The sequence below is a fragment of the Paenibacillus lautus NBRC 15380 genome, from assembly GCF_004000945.1.
Classification (GTDB): Bacteria; Bacillota; Bacilli; order Paenibacillales; family Paenibacillaceae; genus Paenibacillus_AQ; species Paenibacillus_AQ lautus.
Window position 1 is genome coordinate 79984 of the sequence record NZ_BIMF01000022.1, and the last position, 17526, is coordinate 97509.

At 50.0% G+C, this 17526-nt stretch carries 13 protein-coding genes; 1 reads left to right on the forward strand and 12 read right to left on the reverse strand.

What is annotated here, in order from left to right; genetic code table 11:
- Positions 1-87 precede the first annotated feature (87 nt).
- The 12 genes from PLA01S_RS26740 to PLA01S_RS26795 all read right to left on the reverse strand — a co-directional run bounded on the left by PLA01S_RS26740 (position 88) and on the right by PLA01S_RS26795 (position 14956).
- Positions 88-1320: an argininosuccinate synthase gene (locus tag PLA01S_RS26740; RefSeq protein WP_127594799.1), complete on the reverse strand. Its 1233-nt coding sequence runs from the start codon at positions 1318-1320 to the stop codon at positions 88-90.
- A 106-nt stretch (positions 1321-1426) separates the two neighbouring features.
- Complete coding sequence (gene argF / locus PLA01S_RS26745) at positions 1427-2383, reverse strand: ornithine carbamoyltransferase (protein ID WP_127594800.1); 957 nt, start codon at positions 2381-2383, stop codon at positions 1427-1429.
- Positions 2384-2441: 58 nt separating this feature from the next.
- The gene (gene argD / locus PLA01S_RS26750; protein WP_127594801.1) at positions 2442-3662 is read right to left on the reverse strand and encodes an acetylornithine transaminase; all 1221 of its coding nucleotides are present in this window, start codon (positions 3660-3662) and stop codon (positions 2442-2444) included.
- A 235-nt stretch (positions 3663-3897) separates the two neighbouring features.
- The gene (gene argB / locus PLA01S_RS26755) at positions 3898-4734 is read right to left on the reverse strand and encodes an acetylglutamate kinase (RefSeq protein ID WP_127594802.1); all 837 of its coding nucleotides are present in this window, start codon (positions 4732-4734) and stop codon (positions 3898-3900) included.
- 31 nt (positions 4735-4765) lie between these two features.
- Complete coding sequence (gene argJ / locus PLA01S_RS26760; RefSeq protein ID WP_127594803.1) at positions 4766-5992, reverse strand: bifunctional glutamate N-acetyltransferase/amino-acid acetyltransferase ArgJ; 1227 nt, start codon at positions 5990-5992, stop codon at positions 4766-4768.
- Between the two features lie 18 nt (positions 5993-6010).
- A complete protein-coding gene (gene argC, locus PLA01S_RS26765; protein ID WP_127594804.1) occupies positions 6011-7072 on the reverse strand; it encodes an N-acetyl-gamma-glutamyl-phosphate reductase in 1062 nt (353 codons plus the stop codon).
- A gap of 391 nt (positions 7073-7463) precedes the next feature.
- Positions 7464-8033: a GNAT family N-acetyltransferase gene (locus PLA01S_RS26770; protein WP_127594805.1), complete on the reverse strand. Its 570-nt coding sequence runs from the start codon at positions 8031-8033 to the stop codon at positions 7464-7466.
- 294 nt (positions 8034-8327) lie between these two features.
- Positions 8328-9233: a YitT family protein gene (locus PLA01S_RS26775; RefSeq protein WP_100540915.1), complete on the reverse strand. Its 906-nt coding sequence runs from the start codon at positions 9231-9233 to the stop codon at positions 8328-8330.
- A 26-nt stretch (positions 9234-9259) separates the two neighbouring features.
- Positions 9260-10373, reverse strand: a protein-coding gene (prfB, locus tag PLA01S_RS26780) for a peptide chain release factor 2 (RefSeq protein WP_127594806.1) whose coding sequence is annotated in 2 segments (ribosomal slippage) — positions 9260-10300 and positions 10302-10373 — 1113 coding nt in all. Because the reading frame shifts where the segments join, the coding sequence is not laid out codon by codon here.
- A gap of 394 nt (positions 10374-10767) precedes the next feature.
- Positions 10768-13281, reverse strand: coding sequence for a preprotein translocase subunit SecA (gene secA / locus PLA01S_RS26785; RefSeq protein ID WP_127594807.1), 2514 nt, complete (start codon positions 13279-13281; stop codon positions 10768-10770).
- Between the two features lie 716 nt (positions 13282-13997).
- On the reverse strand, positions 13998-14561 hold the full coding sequence (gene hpf / locus PLA01S_RS26790) for a ribosome hibernation-promoting factor, HPF/YfiA family (RefSeq protein ID WP_100540918.1): 564 nt from the start codon (positions 14559-14561) through the stop codon (positions 13998-14000).
- A 197-nt stretch (positions 14562-14758) separates the two neighbouring features.
- Positions 14759-14956: a cold shock domain-containing protein gene (locus PLA01S_RS26795; protein ID WP_009594275.1), complete on the reverse strand. Its 198-nt coding sequence runs from the start codon at positions 14954-14956 to the stop codon at positions 14759-14761.
- Positions 14957-15567: 611 nt separating this feature from the next.
- Between PLA01S_RS26795 and PLA01S_RS26800 the strand changes: the two genes are divergently transcribed.
- Positions 15568-17496 (forward strand): tetratricopeptide repeat-containing glycosyltransferase family 2 protein, encoded by a 1929-nt coding sequence (locus PLA01S_RS26800; protein ID WP_127594808.1) that lies wholly within the window; start codon positions 15568-15570, stop codon positions 17494-17496.
- Positions 17497-17526: the final 30 nt, after the last annotated feature.

Genomic DNA, 17526 nt, shown 5'->3' on the forward strand with positions numbered 1-17526 from the left:
TAAGAAGTCCCATTCATCCCGGTTACGCGAGAATCAGCGGAGCTCCCTAGCATGAAAACGGCCTTCAGCCTGTTCATTATTGTAAACTTATTGATTCTGGTTCACGCCGGTTGCCACTTTTAAACGCAGTGCGTTCAAGCGGATAAAGCCGGTCGCATCGCCCTGATCATAAGCTTGCGTCGGATCGGCTTCCATCGTAGCGATATCCGGGTTGTACAGACTGACCGGACTCTTCACGCCTGCGCCGATGACGTTACCCTTGTACAGCTTCACGCGCACCGTACCGGATACGTTCTTCTGGCTCTCGGTTACCAGGGCCTGCAGTGCCAGACGCTCTGGCGCAAACCAGAAACCGTTATAAACCAAGGTGCTGTAACGGGTTATCAGACTATCGCGCAGGTTCATCACTTCACGGTCCATCGTAATAGATTCCATTTTGCGATGAGCAGTGAACAGGATGGTTCCGCCCGGAGTTTCATAGACACCGCGGCTCTTCATGCCAACGAAACGGTTCTCCACCATATCCACGCGACCGATGCCGTGCTTGCCGCCCAGCTCGTTCAGCTTCTCCATCACTTGCAGCGGGCTCATCGATTCGCCGTTCAGCGCAACGACATTCCCTTGCTCAAACGTTAGCTCGAGGTATTCAGCTTCATCCGGTGCATCCTCAGGGGATACGCTGAGCAGGTACATATCCTTGCTGTCCTCCGCGCTTGCATCGAACCAAGGATCTTCCAGCACGCCGCTCTCATAACTGATATGGAGCAGGTTGCGGTCCATGGAGTAGGATTTGGCAGCGGATGCCGTTACCGGAATGCCATGCGCTTCGGCATAGGCAATCATCTCTGCGCGTCCCGGGAAGGAGTTGCGGAACTCCTCGATGCGCCAAGGCGCGATTACTTCAATGTCCGGTGCCAAGCCGGCTACGCCCAGCTCAAAACGAACCTGGTCGTTTCCTTTACCGGTAGCGCCGTGCGCAATCGCCGTCGCGCCTTCGGCACGAGCGATATCCACCATGCGTTTCGCGATCAACGGACGCGCGATGCTGGTGCCGAGCAGGTACTGCCCTTCGTACATGGCACCCGCCTGAAACATCGGGTAGATGAAATCATTTGCAAATTCGTCGCGCAGATCGTCGATGTATACTTTGGAGGCGCCGGTCGCCAGCGCTTTTTCCTCAAGTCCGTCCAGCTCTTCCTTCTGGCCGATATCGGCCGTGAAGGCAATGATCTCCGCATCGTAGGTTTCTTTCAGCCACTTCAGAATGACGGACGTATCCAGACCGCCGGAATACGCCAGTACGATTTTTTGTTTTGCCATGGTTAAACTCCCTCTCTTTGTTACTAACAACCCTGTCCTTCATTATACTAAAGAAAACGTCCATTGACGCATTTTCATAGAGAATGTCACTCTACAATGAATGGCTCTAAGCCATCAAAGCAACCATCAAAGCCTTCTGGGCATGGAGACGGTTCTCAGCCTGATCAAAAATGACGGAATTGGCACCGTCGATCACGCCTTCGCTAACCTCTTCGCCGCGGTGGGCTGGAAGGCAATGCAAGAACAAGTAATCCGGCTTCGCCGCCTTCACCAGCTCCTCATTCACCTGGTAGTCCGCAAAAGCGGCTTCCCGCTGAGCTTGCTCCTCTTCAAAGCCCATGCTTGCCCATACATCTGTATAGATCACATCGGCATCCTTCGCGGCTTCGAGCGGGTCTTCGGTGATCGTGATTTTGCCGCCGGTTTGCGCCGCGATCTCCTCGCTCAGCTTCACGATGCTGGCATCCGCTTCATAGCCCTTCGGACTGGCCACGGCCACATGCATGCCCATCTTGGCACCGCCGATCAGGAGCGAATGCGCCATGTTGTTGCCATCGCCGATAAAGGCCATCTTGAGACCTTTCAGCTTCCCTTTGTGCTCCAGCACGGTCTGCAGATCAGCCAGCACCTGACATGGATGCGCCATGTCGCTCAGGCCGTTGATAACCGGAATGGAGGCATATTTCGCCAGGTTGACCACATTGTCGTGCCCGAAGGTACGAATCATCAGGCCGTCCAGATAACGGGACATCACCTGTGCCGTATCGCTGATCGGCTCGCCGCGTCCAAGCTGAATATCGTTTTTGCTTAAAAAGAGTGCATGTCCGCCCAGCTGGAACATGCCAGCCTCGAACGACACCCGCGTCCGCGTGGACGACTTCTCAAAAATCAATCCGATCGTCTTGCCTTTCAGCGGCTGATAGACTTCGCCGTTCTTCTGCTTGCGTTTAATCTCGATTGCCGAATCGAGCAAGAACTGAATCTCTTCCGTGGAGTATTCGTCCAGCTCGATCATATCCCGCCCTTTCAGGCTTAATTCCTTCACTTGTCCGCTAGCGGCCATATTCTTCAGTCCTCCTTAACCATGCTGTTATTGTCCAAAAAGCTGCTGTACGATTCTTCTATGCTTGGCTAACCGCCGTATGCTCATGTATAAGTTCCGTAACGATCGATACCGCCTGGTCGATCTCTTGTTTTGTGACGTACAGATTCGGAAGCAGCCGGATCACATTCGGTCCTGCCGTAACGAACAGCAGCCCACGGCTCTGTCCTTTCAGCACCAGCTCGCCAACCGGTTCGATGCATTCAATGCCGATCAGCAGGCCTTTACCCCGGATCGCCTTCACAAAAGGATGACTGCCCAGGCTCTCATTCAGCTTCGTCATCAAATATTCTCCTGCTTCGGCCGCACGCTGCGGCACATTGTCCTCCAGCATCGTTTCGATAGTGGCCTGAATGACGGCGCTCGCAATCGGCGTGCCGCCAAACGTTGTCGCATGGCTTCCTGCCGTGAAGGCTTCGCGCAAGTAAGCTTTACCCAGCATCGCGCCGACCGGGAACCCGGAGCCGAGCCCTTTGGCCACGGTAAAGATATCCGGCTCAATGCCGTAATGCTCATGCGCAAACAGCTTCCCGGTCCGGCCCATGCCCGTCTGCACCTCGTCCACGATCAGCAGCAGTCCGTGCTTTTTGCACAGCCCGGTGGCGGCTTGAAGGAACTCCGGCTCCACCGGATGGACGCCGCCTTCCGCCTGCACCATTTCGATCATGATGGCGGCAGTGTTGTCGTTAATGGCCGCTTCTAGTGCCGGAAGGTCATGCAGTGGAACGCTTTTGAAGCCTGCCGGAAGCGGAAGAAAGCCTTCCTTTACCTTATCCTGGCCGGTTGCCGTCAGCGTAGCCAGCGTCCGTCCATGGAAGGACTGGGTAAACGTAATAACCTCGTACCGTCCCGTCCCCTTCACCTTCTGATGGTAGCGGCGCGCCAGCTTAATGGCGGCTTCGTTCGCTTCCGCCCCGCTGTTGCAGAAGAAGACCGCATCCGCGCAAGTGTTGGCTGTCAGCAGCTCGGCTGCTTTTTCCTGACCCGGAATGTGGAACAGGTTCGAGACATGCCACAATTCATCCAGCTGGGCCTTCAGCTTCTCTTTCACCTTTACCGGGGCATGGCCGAGATTCGTTACCGCCAGACCGGCCATAAAATCAAGATATTTGTTGCCTTGAGCGTCCCATAACCAGCTGCCTTCCCCTTTGACCAGGGCGATTGGATATCTGGCGTACGTTTGGAACAATGAGCTTTCATTAGCTGCTTTGATACCGTTGGCTGCTGTTTCTTTTCCCATGACCTTCACACACTCCTTTGCATTTGGACAAAACAGATTCATGAATCCTGAACACTGACAACCCCAGACATCACTACGCATGTGGATTGTTCTTCCGATCGCTGTTGCCCCCAGATTTTTTATTGAAATGGTTGCAGTGGTTAAAATCCGGGGGCAAAGGCGACCGCGCTGCTTCTCCAGAACAATTCCACCTTCTCCGTTGAAGCCGTTATATTGTACAATCTCGAATCTAAATCTACATCCGCACGATGCGCGTGCCCAGCACTTCTCCGCCAAGCACTCGGCTCAGTACATTTGGTTCGCTTCCGTCCACGATGACAACCTCGCTCACTTTGCCGTGAATGCAGCTGATGGCCGCTCGGACCTTCGGTATCATGCCGCCGTAGATTTCACCTGTTCCGATCATGTCCTCGATCTCCTGCACCGTCACGGTTGGAAGCACCCGCTTCTCGCCGCCCGATCCCTTCATGATCCCGGGCACGTCGGTGACAACGATCATCCGGTGTACCCCCAGATGGGAAGCCACGGCACCAGCTGCCGTATCGGCATTGATGTTGTAGCGCTGACCGGACGGATCCACCCCGATCGGTGCTACCACAGGCATGTAGCCCATTTCCAGCACACCGCTCAGAATCGACGACTTCACAAACGTCACATCGCCGACCCAGCCAACCTCCGCATGGTTCGTCACCGGTTTGGCCTCGATCAGTCCGCCGTCCGAGCCGGACAAGCCGATAGCAGAGCCGCCTACGCTTTGAATCCGCCGTACAATCTGTTTATTAATGGTGCCCGCAAGTACCATCTCCACGACGTCCAGCACATCCTCCGTTGTCTTACGCAGCCCGTTTACAAATTCGGTCTCGATGCCGAGTTTCTCCAGATTGCCGGAGATCGCGGGTCCGCCGCCATGCACGATAACGGGGTTAACTCCCTTTTGCTGCAGATCCTTCAAATCCTCGAAGAAGCTGTCAGGAAGCGCAGCGAGCGTGCTGCCGCCGCACTTCATCACGAACGTATCCGCACCTGATGTTTTAACCGGCAGCGTATCCTTTTGATCGATCGTGCTCTTCATATCCGTCTCCTCCGTCCTACTGAATATTTATCTACGTACGATAAGCCGCATTAATGCGGACATAGTCATAGGTTAAATCACAGCCCCAGGCCGTAGCCGACCCATTACCGGTATGCAGCTTCACGTCAATGTCCACGGTGTCGCCCTGGAGGTAAGCCAGAGCCGCATCCTCGTCAAACGCAACCGGCCTGGACTGCTCCAGCACCGAAATCGGACCGATAGCAATATCGACCGTCTCCGGATTGACCGGACGGCCCGCACGGCCGACAGCCGCAATAATGCGTCCCCAGTTGGCATCTGCGCCGAATACGGCGGATTTCACCAGGCTGGAGCCAATGATTGTCTTGGCGATCGCTTGCGCGTCATCGTCGCTTTCGGCACCGTCTACGCGAACCTCAATCAGGCGGGAAGCTCCCTCTCCGTCCCGAGCGATAGCCTTCGCCAGCTGCTGGCATACATAATGGAAGCCGGCTGCGAATGCATCCCAATCCGGATGCTCCGGCGATAGCGTGTCGTGTCCCGCCAGGCCGCTGGCCATTGCAACCAGCATATCATTGGTGCTTGTATCGCCATCCACCGTAATCATATTAAAGGTCAGGTTGGTCGTTTGGCGCAGCAGCAGCTGCAGCGCTTCCTGACCAATGACCGCATCCGTTGTCATGAATCCGAGCATGGTCGCCATGTTCGGATGAATCATTCCCGACCCCTTCGCCGTGCCGGCGATGGTCACCTTCGTACCGTTAACTTGTACGGTGACGCAGGCTTCTTTTTTCACGAGATCGGTTGTCAAAATCGCTTGGCTGAAGCTTTCAGCCCCTTCGCTTTCGCCGCTGAGCCTTGCAGGCAGGCCGGCGATACCTGAGGATACACGGTCCATCTTCAGCAGTTCCCCGATGACTCCGGTTGAGGCGACGGCCACCTCGTTCTCTTCCAGACCGAATTGCGCAGCCGTATTGGCACGCATCGTGTAAGCATCCTCCTCACCCTGCTTACCCGTACAAGCGTTAGCATTGCCGCTGTTGACGACGATCGCGCGAAGCTTGCCGTCCTGCAGGCTTTCACGCGTCACCTTCAGCGGTGCCGCTTGGAACAGGTTCGTCGTATATACAGCAGCCGCCACGGCAGGCACATCACATACAATGACGCCCAGATCGTTACGGTCGGTTTTCTTAAGTCCACAGTGAAGTCCGGCAGCCTTGAAGCCTTGCGGCGTTACGATGCTGCCCCCATCAATAATCGCAAACATATTCTCTCCCATGTCTGTATCCCCAGACGCTTACGGATAAATCGGCGCAAACGTAAGTCCGAGGCTCTCCTCCCATCCCATCATCAAATTCAGGTTCTGAATCGCCTGACCGGCTGCACCCTTCACCACATTATCAATGACCGATATAATGGTCACTCTGTTCGTACGCGCATCCACCGCAAATCCGATATCGCAGTAGTTGGACCCGCTGACTTCTTTTGTCGCAGGCCACACGCCCAAGTCGCGGATTCTCACAAACCGGCGGTCCTTGAAATACTGGCGATACAGTTCGATGAAATCCTCTTCCGTGTAAGGACCATTCAGCGTGGCATACATGGTGCTCATGATTCCCCGCGTCATCGGGACCAAATGGGTCGTAAAGGTAACCGTGATCGGTTCGCCCGCGACCTGCGTCAATACCTGCTCAACCTCGGGAATATGCTGGTGTTTATTCACCTTATAGGCTTTGAAGTTCTCGTTGATCTCGGCATAATGCGTCGTCAGGCTCGTTCCCCGTCCTGCACCGGACACGCCGGATTTGGCATCGATAATAAGGGAAGAGGCATCAATCCATCCAGCGCTGATTGCCGGAATCAGCCCGAGCAGCGTTGCTGTCGGATAACAGCCCGGATTGGAGATGAAATCTACATCACGGACCTCTTCGCCAAACACTTCGCATAGACCGTATACGGCCTTTTCCAACAGTTCCGCACTCGGAGCCGTATGTTTATACCACTGTTCATAAACAGCCCCGTCCTTTAAACGAAAATCCCCCGAAAGATCTATGACCTTCAGGCCTGCATCCAGCAGCTCCGGCACCAGCTTGGCACTGACGCCCGAAGGCGTAGCCGCGAACACCAGGTCTGCCACCTCAGCGATTTCCGCTGGGTTAACGCCATCCAGGTTACGTGTGATGATATTCGTCAAATGCGGAAAACCGTCCGATATCGGTACGCCTGCAGTCGATGAAGAGATTACCGAAGTAATCTCAACGCGCGGGTGTGCTTGCAGCAAGCGGATCAGTTCCACGCCACCGTAGCCGGTAGATCCAACAATAGCAACTCTTACTGTGTTTGAGTTTGTGTCCGTCATATCCTCATCCCTCTCCCCAAGGAACAGTTGAAGGACCTTATGCAAGGTCCCATTCATCCATCCTTCATCTCTACGCCATGCTCATCCGTATAACTTCTTCCGAGCGATCACGCTGCCGCTGATGCTATCCTCATCATATGATGGGTTATCAAAAACCACGCGTGTCTACTGGTGCTTCTTGATATCATTTTTGCTTCAAGAAGCAGTCAAGCTGGTGGTGATCTTCTTTGGAGTTTTTTGTCTCCTGCGTTAGCACACTCTTTATTCATAGGTATTCATTGACTTTATCCGTCTCATAAATATGTATTATTATACGACCGTATTCATATAAATACAATGGATTATTCAAATTTGGTCCTAAATGCATGTAAATTCCATGTTCATCCAATGGCTAAGGAGCGGATTTAAATTCTTCTTTTAGAATGGAATATAGTTTGAGGTCCCAATGCTGACCTTTGATCTTGATCCCCTTCCTCAATGTTCCCTCATAAGACATACCGATCTTCTCCATGACACGCTGAGAGCCGATGTTCCCTTCTATGCAGCGAGCTTGGATGCGCACAAGATCCATTTCGCCAAATCCGAGTTTCAGTAAAGCGGAGGCCGCTTCCGTCATGAGCCCTTGTCCCCAACAATCCCGCGCGAGTACATAACCGATCTCGGCACTCTGCTGTTCGGGCTTCCACCATACAAAATCCACCGTCCCGACCAGACGCCCGCTCTCCTTCAGCTCGATCCCCCAAGGGGCAATATCATGCTTGGCATACTGAACCAGTATAAACTGGATGAATTTTTTACTGTCCTGAATCGAGCGATGGGTTTCCCATGTTACGTACTTGGCAACCTCATCATCAGAGGCATAGGCATACATTTGTTCCGCATCCTGCATCGATATTCTGCGAAGCCGCAGGCGCTCGGTTTCCAATACCGGCAAATTAGCAAAGATCTGTTCGATTTCCACAATCCCCCACCCCCTGAACAATATTAGATACCATTATATGCTCTTTACTAGAAAAATAAAGGAAAATTCAAGGTCATCGATCAGACCCACCGAAAAGCCGATCCAATTAGGAAAAATGACGATCGACGCACTTCACCGATGGCTGACCGCGTTTAGAGAAAGTTTTGCTTGCGATTATCGAATGGTTAGCTTCGCTGAAACCTTATCGATTCTATAAATCCACAAAAAAAAGAGACGGTGATATATCACCGTCTCATCAAGTGTCGAGAACCTCTCGACACCGCTTCTATTGGGTTATGCCTTGATATTGCGAAAGCCTTCACCCAATACCTCATGGGCATTGCTAATGATGACAAACGCATTCGGGTCCACCGATTGTACCACCGTTTTTAGACGGGGAATTTCACTCTGTCCGACGACAACCATCAGCACCGTCCGGTGTTCACCCGTATAGCCTCCCTCTGCGGTCAGCTTGGTTAGTCCACGATCGAGATCCTCGAGAATCGCCTTGGTGATCGGCTCCGTATGATCGGATATAATGTAAGCTACCTTCGTGAAGCTAAAGCCCAGCTCAATCGCATCAATCACTTTGCCTGTCACGTACAATCCAATGAGTGCGTACAACGCCTGCTCCAGCGACAGCACAAGGGCTGCCGAAGAGATCACAATCGCATCCAAGAGCACGACACAGAGGGAGAAGCTGAGGCCGCTGTATTTTTGCAGGAGCTGGGCCACGATGGTCAATCCACCGGTTGACCCCCTCCCGCGATAGACCAGCCCCATCCCGATACCAACGCCGATCCCGCCATAGATGGAAGCCAGAAGCGGGTTAGAGGTTGGAATCGGCCAGTCCTTGGTCAAAAAGACGAACAGCGGCAAAATCACGCTTCCCAGCAGGGAACGGATGCCATAATCGCGTCCAAGCAGCCAAAAGCCAAGCACAAACAAGGGGATATTCAGCGCCCACTGCGTAAAGGCCGGTTCAATCCCGAGCCACGCTTGCGCAAGAACAGACAATCCGGACACGCCGCCTGAGGCGATGTGGTTGGGCAAGAAAAACAAATTAAATGACAGCGCCATAATAAAGGAGCCGATGATAATAAAAACGGCGTCCACCGTCTGACGAAGGGGACCGTTAATCGGAATCAGAGGTTCTCTTTTTCTTTTGTTAATCGATGGATTACCAGCGGATTGCGCCATAGTGCTTCAAATCTCTCCTCAACGTCCTACTCGACTTCCTGCTTGATCTGACTGCGCAAATATCCATCGATAAAAGCATCCAGATCCCCGTCCATGACGGCTCCTATATTACCGGTCTCCACCTGTGTACGATGGTCTTTAACCATGCTGTACGGATGGAATACATACGAACGGATCTGGCTGCCCCATGCGATGTCGGATTGCTCGCCGCGGATTTCCGCCAATTCCTTCTGCTGCTCTTCAATCTTGCGCTCATAGAGCTTGGAACGAAGCATGGTCATTGCACGCTCACGGTTCTTGATCTGGGACCGTTCATTCTGACAGGTTACGACCACACCCGTTGGCAAGTGAGTGATCCGTACGGCTGAGTCCGTCGTATTGATATGCTGACCACCGGCACCGCTCGCACGGTACGTATCAATCTTCAGGTCCTCGGTGCGGATGTCCAGTTCAATCTCATCGTTAATCTCAGGAACGACGTCACAGGACACAAACGAGGTATGGCGACGGCCCGAAGAATCGAACGGAGAGATCCGAACCAGGCGATGCACCCCTTTTTCAGCCTTCAAATACCCATATGCATTGTAGCCCTTAATGAGCAGCGTTACGCTCTTGATTCCCGCTTCATCCCCAGGCAAATAATCCAGCGTCTCCACCTTAAAGCCGCGTTTCTCCGCCCAGCGCGTGTACATGCGATGCAGCATTTGGCCCCAGTCCTGCGACTCGGTACCTCCCGCGCCCGGATGCAGCTCAAGGATGGCATTCATTTTATCGTAAGGCTGGTTCAACAGCAGTTGGAGTTCAAACTCTTCCACACGCCCAACCAGATCCTTGATTGTCTCTCCGATTTCTCCTGCAAGGGAGTCATCGCCTTCTTCATCCGCCAGCTCGATCATCACGACGGCATCATCGTAGTCCACCTGCAGCTTCTGATATTGATCCACGGATGACTTCACGGCATTCATCTCGGTAATAAGCGCCTGAGCTTTCTCATTGTCGTCCCAGAAATCCGGGGCTGCCATCTTCTCCTCAAAGTTCTCAATCATCTCCTGCTTGAGATCTAAGTCAAAGAGACCCCCTAAGATTGGTTAGTTTCTTGCTGATTTCACGCAGGTCCTGCTTCACACTTGGATCGATCATGAGTCCTCGTCCTTTCTTATCTACACGTAATAATTTCAGTATACCCTCTCCAGCATGGAAAACGTTCCATTTTAAGAGAAAATCCACGTCACATCGCTTCACAACATGTTTCGCTGTTTATTCAGATAAACTCCCTTAAGCGCAGCAGTGATTTCGGATCACGGTGGAATAGACCACAATCACCCGGTTCATCTGCCGCTCTTAAGGGAGTTGGAAAGTTTGCGCCCATATTCTGGACGGGCTTATAGGGATTATCGAATTCATCGATTTTAGCGAAACTGAACAAATTCGATCATCGCAAGAAAAATATCCTCTAAACGCCGTCCGACTTCTGTAAAAGCGCGTCGATGGATGCTTTTCTTATATTATATTCATCGCCAATGGGCCGAATCGCTTAAGCGTTCTGTCCATGGCAGTGCTTATACTTCTTGCCGCTGCCGCAAGGGCATGCATCATTCCGGCCGATCTGTTCAGCCACTTGGACCGGACGCTTCTCGGCAGGTTCGCTGCTGCTGTTCGTGGAGACTTTGTTCTCGTCCACAACGGCTTGACGCTCCTGATTCGTCGCGATTTGGGCCTTCATGATGTACGTCGCAACTTCTTCCTGGATCGTCGCGATCATGGCATTAAACATCTCGAAGCCTTCGAATTGGTATTCTCGAAGCGGATCGGTACCGCCGTAAGCACGAAGGTGAATACCTTGACGCAATTGGTCCATTGCATCGATATGATCCATCCACTTGCTGTCCACCGCACGCAGGACGATAACTTTTTCAAATTCACGTACCATTTCTTCGCCGATGGCTTGCTCACGCTCTTCGTACTTCTTCATGACGCGATCGAAGATATACTCCGTAAGCTCTTCGGCTTCTTTACCCCACAGATCTTCGCGGGTAACGGCACCCTCGTCCAGCAGCTTGCTGTTCACGTAGTCTGCCACTTCCTGCAGTTCCCAGTTCTCCGGAATGTCATCGCTGCAGTGAGCCTGCACCACACGATCAATGACCGGCTTGATCATCTCTACAACGATTTGCTTAATGTCTTGGGACTCCAAGATCTCACGGCGCTGCTTGTAGATGATCTCACGCTGCTGGTTCATGACGTCATCGTATTGAAGAACGACTTTACGCATATCGAAGTTGTTGCCTTCTACCCGCTTCTGCGCGGATTCAACCGCACGGGTAATCATTTTGCTCTCGATCGGCTGATCTTCTTCAAATCCAAGACGCTCCATCATATTCAGCACGTTGTCTGTACCAAAACGCTTCATCAGCTCATCGCCGAGGGACAGATAGAACTGAGTTGACCCCGGGTCACCCTGACGACCGGCACGTCCACGCAGCTGGTTATCGATCCGGCGCGATTCGTGACGTTCAGTACCGATAATGTGAAGCCCGCCAATATCCTGTACGCCTTCACCAAGCAAAATATCCGTACCGCGTCCCGCCATATTCGTCGCGATCGTTACCGATCCCGGCTGACCGGCACGCGAGATGATTTCCGCTTCCTCCGCATGGTACTTCGCATTCAGAACTTTATGCTGGACGCCTTTGCGCTTCAGCATTTCCGATAAACGCTCGGAGTTCTCGATGGAAACCGTACCCACCAGAATGGGCTGGTTCTTCTTATGGCGTTCCACGATCTCAGCTACAACCGCCTTAAACTTGCCCTCTTCGCTCTTGTAAACCACATCCGGCATGTCGATACGCTGATTCGGTTTGTTCGTAGGAATTTGCAGCACTTCAAGACCATAAATCTTCTTGAATTCTTCTTCCTCAGTTTTCGCCGTACCGGTCATACCTGCCAGCTTGCGATACATCCGGAAGTAGTTCTGGAAGGTGATTGTTGCAAGGGTCATGCTCTCGTTCTGAACCTCGATGCCTTCCTTCGCTTCAATCGCCTGGTGGAGACCGTCGCTGTAACGGCGTCCAGCCATTAGACGTCCCGTGAATTCGTCAACGATGACCACTTCATCGTCGGTAACGACATAATCCACATCGCGGCGCATGATGACATTCGCTTTCAGCGCTTGTACAATGTGGTGGTTCAAGGTTACGTGGTTATGGTCATACAGGTTGTCGATCCCGAAGGAACGCTCCGCTAGGGCCACGCCTTTTTCGGTTAAGGCCACGGATTTGACCTTAATGTCTACCGTATAATCCTCTTCCGCAGTCAGACGCTTCACAAAACGGTCAGCTGCAAAATATAGCTCGGTCGATTTCTGAGCTTGTCCCGAAATGATGAGCGGCGTACGCGCTTCGTCAACCAGGATGGAGTCCACTTCGTCAATGATACAGAAATAAAGCGGACGCTGAACCATCTGCTCTTTGTAGAGGACCATGTTGTCCCGCAGATAGTCAAATCCGAACTCATTGTTCGTTCCGTACGTAATATCACAAGCATACGCCTGCTGTTTATCCGGGTGTTCCATACCGCTCAGGTTAACCCCGACCGTCATTCCCAGGAAGTTATATATTTGCGCCATTTCTTGGCTGTCACGCTGTGCCAAATAATCATTGACGGTTACCACGTGAACACCTTTGCCAAGCAGGGCATTTAAGTAAACCGGCAGCGTACCTACAAGGGTCTTACCTTCACCGGTCTTCATCTCTGCAATTCTGCCTTCGTGGAGGGCCATTCCTCCGATCAGCTGCACGTCATAGTGACGCTTGCCGAGTGTCCGTCTGGAAGCTTCACGAACTGTCGCAAACGCTTCAGGAAGCAATTCCTCCAGCGTCTCACCTTTCTCGATCCGCGCACGGAACTCTTCGGTTTTGGCTTTCAGCTGCTCATCGGAGAGCTTCTCAAAATCCGGTTCCATTTTGTTGATTACATCGACCGTCTTCATGAGACGTTTGACATCACGCTCGTTGGTGTCGCCGAAAATCTTTTTGACAAGTCCTAGCATGGTTAACCCCTTTCGTGCAAAACAAGTGATAGAATCAACTTCATTAAATGCCAAAGGGTTAAATGATGAAATCGATTCATTGATTCCTTATGATGGTCCCATTTCATGCAGGCTAAAAAGCCCGTCCCATAAAATGAGGGTTTGCATAAATTGTAACAGTTTGTAAGGGATGCCGCAACAATATGTGTTATCACAAGAGATGTCTGTTACGTGAAGCCCTACTCTATGAGACGCGGGAAGGCTCAAAAAAGTTGCGTGGAGCATTTACCCAGCTCTCAACCATGGAAGTATATTCATTTCGTGAATGAAACTCTACATCTAAATGGGTGTGAAATATTCATCTCCCATTGTCCGAAAATAACAAAGACTCTGCCCCGGAACTATGGTTCAATCATGACTAAACCGAACGCTAATCCTCTTATAAAGGAAGTCCTTAAGACGTTGTACCTGAAGCTGTTTAAGAAACGGCACCGAAGCCCCCTATGAGCCATCTCATCTAAAACAGTGGTTGCACTATTCAGCATACTCCGATGGGTTTACCATCAAATACCACCGTCTTTACGATGCCTACCGCATCGAAAACGTATATATCCAAATAAAGAGCCCCACCCGCTTACACGGATGAAGGCTCATCTTACATTTCAATTTCATTTACCGTTTTAAAATTCGAATCAGGTCCAGCTGCTTCTGCATTCCGCTTGGAATATCGCTAAAGCTTAGTCCCGCTCGATCAATCCGTACTTGCCGTCATCGCGCTTGTAAACGACATTTACTTCTTGTGTGTCAATGTTGGAAAATACAAAGAAATTATGGCCTACCATGTTCATCTGCAGGATCGCTTCTTCCACGTCCATTGGCTTCATGGTAAAACGTTTCGTACGGACAACTTCGTAATTGTCCTCGTCATACTCGACTTGCTCTGCCTCCATCTGACTGGTTGCTGCTCCGTTCGCCGCAATGAGCGTCTTCAATCCGCCCTCTTGCTTGATCTTACGGTTCAGCTTGGTTTTGTGCTTGCGAATCTGACGTTCCAACTTGTCCACAACAGCGTCAATGGAAGCGTACATATCATCGCTTCGGTCTTCCGCACGCAGTACCACACCTGTGAGCGGAATGGTCACTTCCACTGTGTGCAATCCTCGAATGACATTCAGGGTGACATATCCTTCGGAGGTGGGGGGTGCATCAAAATACTTATCTAGCCTGCTGAGTTTCTTGTCAACATAGTCCTTCAAAGCATCGGTCACTTCAATTTGTTGACCTCGGATAGTGAATTGCATTGGGCACTCCTCCTTTGCACCTTCATTATAGCATTTTGTTAAGGCTATGTAAAAAGTCAGAATTGTGAATTTTAGCACAATATTTATCGGAGGTCGGATACAAAAAAAAGACCCCGGAAGTTCCGGAGTCTTGGGCTAGCGAATCTCGAATTGTTAACCATCTATACCGTTTATGTAGGTCGGCTGTGCCGGGATGATTATAATTTGATTACGTTAGCTGCTTGCGGGCCACGAGCGCCTTCAACGATCTCGAATTCTACGGATTGTCCTTCTTCCAGAGTCTTGAAGCCCTCGGATTGGATCGCGGAGAAATGTACGAATACGTCGCCGCCGTCCTCAGTCTCGATGAAGCCATAACCTTTCTCTGCGTTGAACCATTTCACTTTACCTTGCATGCACTAACATTCCCTTCATTGTCAAATAAAGTGTGACACTAATTGTCCACATTTCCGACTATAGCACCCGACTTATCCAGTGTCAATTACCAAGGAAAAGGTTTTCTTTTGCAAAAAAACCGGAAAAATGTCGACTTGGCTTCAGGCCTGAGTTGGCGGGCACTGCAGAAATATGCTTTATCGATATTTACCCAGCAGGAGGGGGGTGAAACATCTAATTGCCAATAAATCTGCGCCATCCGACCATCACCTGCCACTGAAAAATCCGTCTCCTGGAAAAAGGAACATTCTTCAAGGAAATTGAAGAGTCTGTACCTTTTTTGCTGTATAATCAAGATATCATGAAAAGCAGGTGAGAGTGGATGAGACGCTGACTATATCTACGTCTCATCCGCTACAATCCTTTCCGCAGGTAAATCGGTTCTAGGATTTTCGGAACTTGTGCAATCCGGGATTCAGTTTAATGCTGCATTAGTTTGTTGAGAATACTTGCTTATGTTCCACCTTAAAATCGTGGAACGCGTCTACTTAATGAAACTGGGAGGAAATGACCTCCTCGAAAAGAATATTTAGAGTATAGACCATAGAATTATAGCTCAACAGGAGGATATATGGAGAATTTGATTTCATTGTGCATGATCGTAAAAGACGAGGAAAAGGTGATTTCACGCTGTTTAGATAGCGTACAAGGACTTGTCGATGAGATCATCATTATTGATACCGGTTCCGTTGATAATACAAAGACAGTCGCTCGAAGGTATACTAACCATGTCTATGACTTTGAATGGATCAACGATTTTTCTGCCGCCAGAAATGAATCATTACGTTATGCCACCGGAAAATGGATATTGGTACTAGATGCAGATGAATACATGAACTCATCCGATATCGAGGGATTAATAACCGACCTGCGGGCAACTCCCACTGACAAAGATTCTCTTAAGTCATTCATGCTGCCTATCCATAATTTTACCGGACAAACCGTTGATCCCTCCAGAGTAATGATCTCGCAAGGGGCTCGAATATTCGAGAATCAAAAAGGGATATACTTCAGCAACCCTATTCACGAGCAAGTCACCTCGGATCACCGTAAAATTACATTTAATAATCTCCCTTATCCGATCTTTCACGACGGATACACAGAAATACGAGTCGAGAGTCACAACAAGACAGAGCGCAACCTGTCCATTCTAGAGTCTATGAAGACAGAAGAAAAACTTCGCGACCCTTACTTTTGTTTTATATTGGGAAATGCCTGTACGAGCGACAATCAACTGGAAAGAGCCATCCAGCTTTATCGAACAAGTATTGCTTCGAGCGCTCCTAGTCATTCATGGTATGTCCATCTGCTAGATAACTTAATTTCCACTGAAATAAAATTAAATAATTATGTCGAGGCATACCATCTCATTCTACAGGCAATGACAGAATACCCCGAAATTTCCGATTATTATTGCCATCTTGGTATTCTTTACGAACAATTCGGGATGTTTCAACAAGCTATCAATAATTTCGAACAAGCTTTAGCCCTCGCCGAAATGGCGGTCCGTCAAAATCGTCCCTATTGGAATGTTCAACCTTCCTACGGTTCTACAGTTCCGCTGCAAATGTTGTTCAATTTGCATGTTCAATTAGGAAACAAGACGGACGCTGTTCGATACGGTGTCCAATTGCTTCAAATTCAGCCTAAAAACTATACGGTTCTGCAACAAGTATGGGAGCTGCTTATCCAGGCTGAGCAAGACGAAGAAGCCATTATCCGGTTGTTTCAAACGGTTTATCCTAATCCTACAGCCATTGAATACGCCGCCTTATTTCTCGTTGCACTACGAACCGGCTCTCGATCGCTAAGTTCATATTATCATAAGAAACTGGTAATAGATGTTTCTCCTAATGATGCTTTGACCTATCATTTACTACAACATGAAGAAAAACCGTTCAAACTTACGATTGATATGAAGTTAGATGCTTCTATAGCCTTAATGGCCGCCGTTCTATATAATGATCCACAATATTTAACAGCTATTACTGAATACCGGGATTCTGCACTAGAGCTTTGGACCCATCACAATGCTCTTCTAGCAAGTCCGGATATTCCTCCTCAATTAACGGATGCCGCATCTGAGTTGCTTGCTAAGACACTTTTCATTTTATTAAGATATTCATATAACGACATTTATTTTCACTGGCTTCAGTCGATGGCAACCGCAGATACAATTAATATACTTGCTAATCTAATGTACGAATATGGCTACTATGAACCAGCAGTTGAATTGTATGCGATTCTATTGGATAATGAGGCATTATCTACGAAAGGTATGGTTAATATAGGACAATGGTATTTTATCAGTAATAATTCTGATGATGGCTATTTGTTCGTAAATACTGCGTTTGATCATGAAGAAGATTCATCTATAATTGGCTGGGTTTTTAACTATTGTTCCAAAAACCAATATGAACAGTTTCTTAAACGTTATCTCGAAGCTTTTCCTAACTTTATTAATCTTCCATTCTTGATACAACCAGCAAAGAATTTATAGTACCACCGAACAAAGAAGATCGGGTTGAGG

Excerpts from the sequence above, each read along its gene's own strand:
- PLA01S_RS26740 (WP_127594799.1), bottom strand. The coding sequence starts at position 1,320 with ATGGCAAAACAAAAAATCGTACTGGCGTATTCCGGCGGTCTGGATACG.
- argF (WP_127594800.1), bottom strand. The coding sequence starts at position 2,383 with ATGGCCGCTAGCGGACAAGTGAAGGAATTAAGCCTGAAAGGGCGGGAT.
- argD (WP_127594801.1), bottom strand. The coding sequence starts at position 3,662 with ATGGGAAAAGAAACAGCAGCCAACGGTATCAAAGCAGCTAATGAAAGC.
- argB (WP_127594802.1), bottom strand. The coding sequence starts at position 4,734 with ATGAAGAGCACGATCGATCAAAAGGATACGCTGCCGGTTAAAACATCA.
- argJ (WP_127594803.1), bottom strand. The coding sequence starts at position 5,992 with ATGGGAGAGAATATGTTTGCGATTATTGATGGGGGCAGCATCGTAACG.
- argC (WP_127594804.1), bottom strand. The coding sequence starts at position 7,072 with ATGACGGACACAAACTCAAACACAGTAAGAGTTGCTATTGTTGGATCT.
- PLA01S_RS26775 (WP_100540915.1), bottom strand. The coding sequence starts at position 9,233 with ATGGCGCAATCCGCTGGTAATCCATCGATTAACAAAAGAAAAAGAGAA.
- secA (WP_127594807.1), bottom strand. The coding sequence starts at position 13,281 with ATGCTAGGACTTGTCAAAAAGATTTTCGGCGACACCAACGAGCGTGAT.
- hpf (WP_100540918.1), bottom strand. The coding sequence starts at position 14,561 with ATGCAATTCACTATCCGAGGTCAACAAATTGAAGTGACCGATGCTTTG.
- PLA01S_RS26795 (WP_009594275.1), bottom strand. The coding sequence starts at position 14,956 with ATGCAAGGTAAAGTGAAATGGTTCAACGCAGAGAAAGGTTATGGCTTC.
- PLA01S_RS26800 (WP_127594808.1), top strand. The coding sequence starts at position 15,568 with ATGGAGAATTTGATTTCATTGTGCATGATCGTAAAAGACGAGGAAAAG.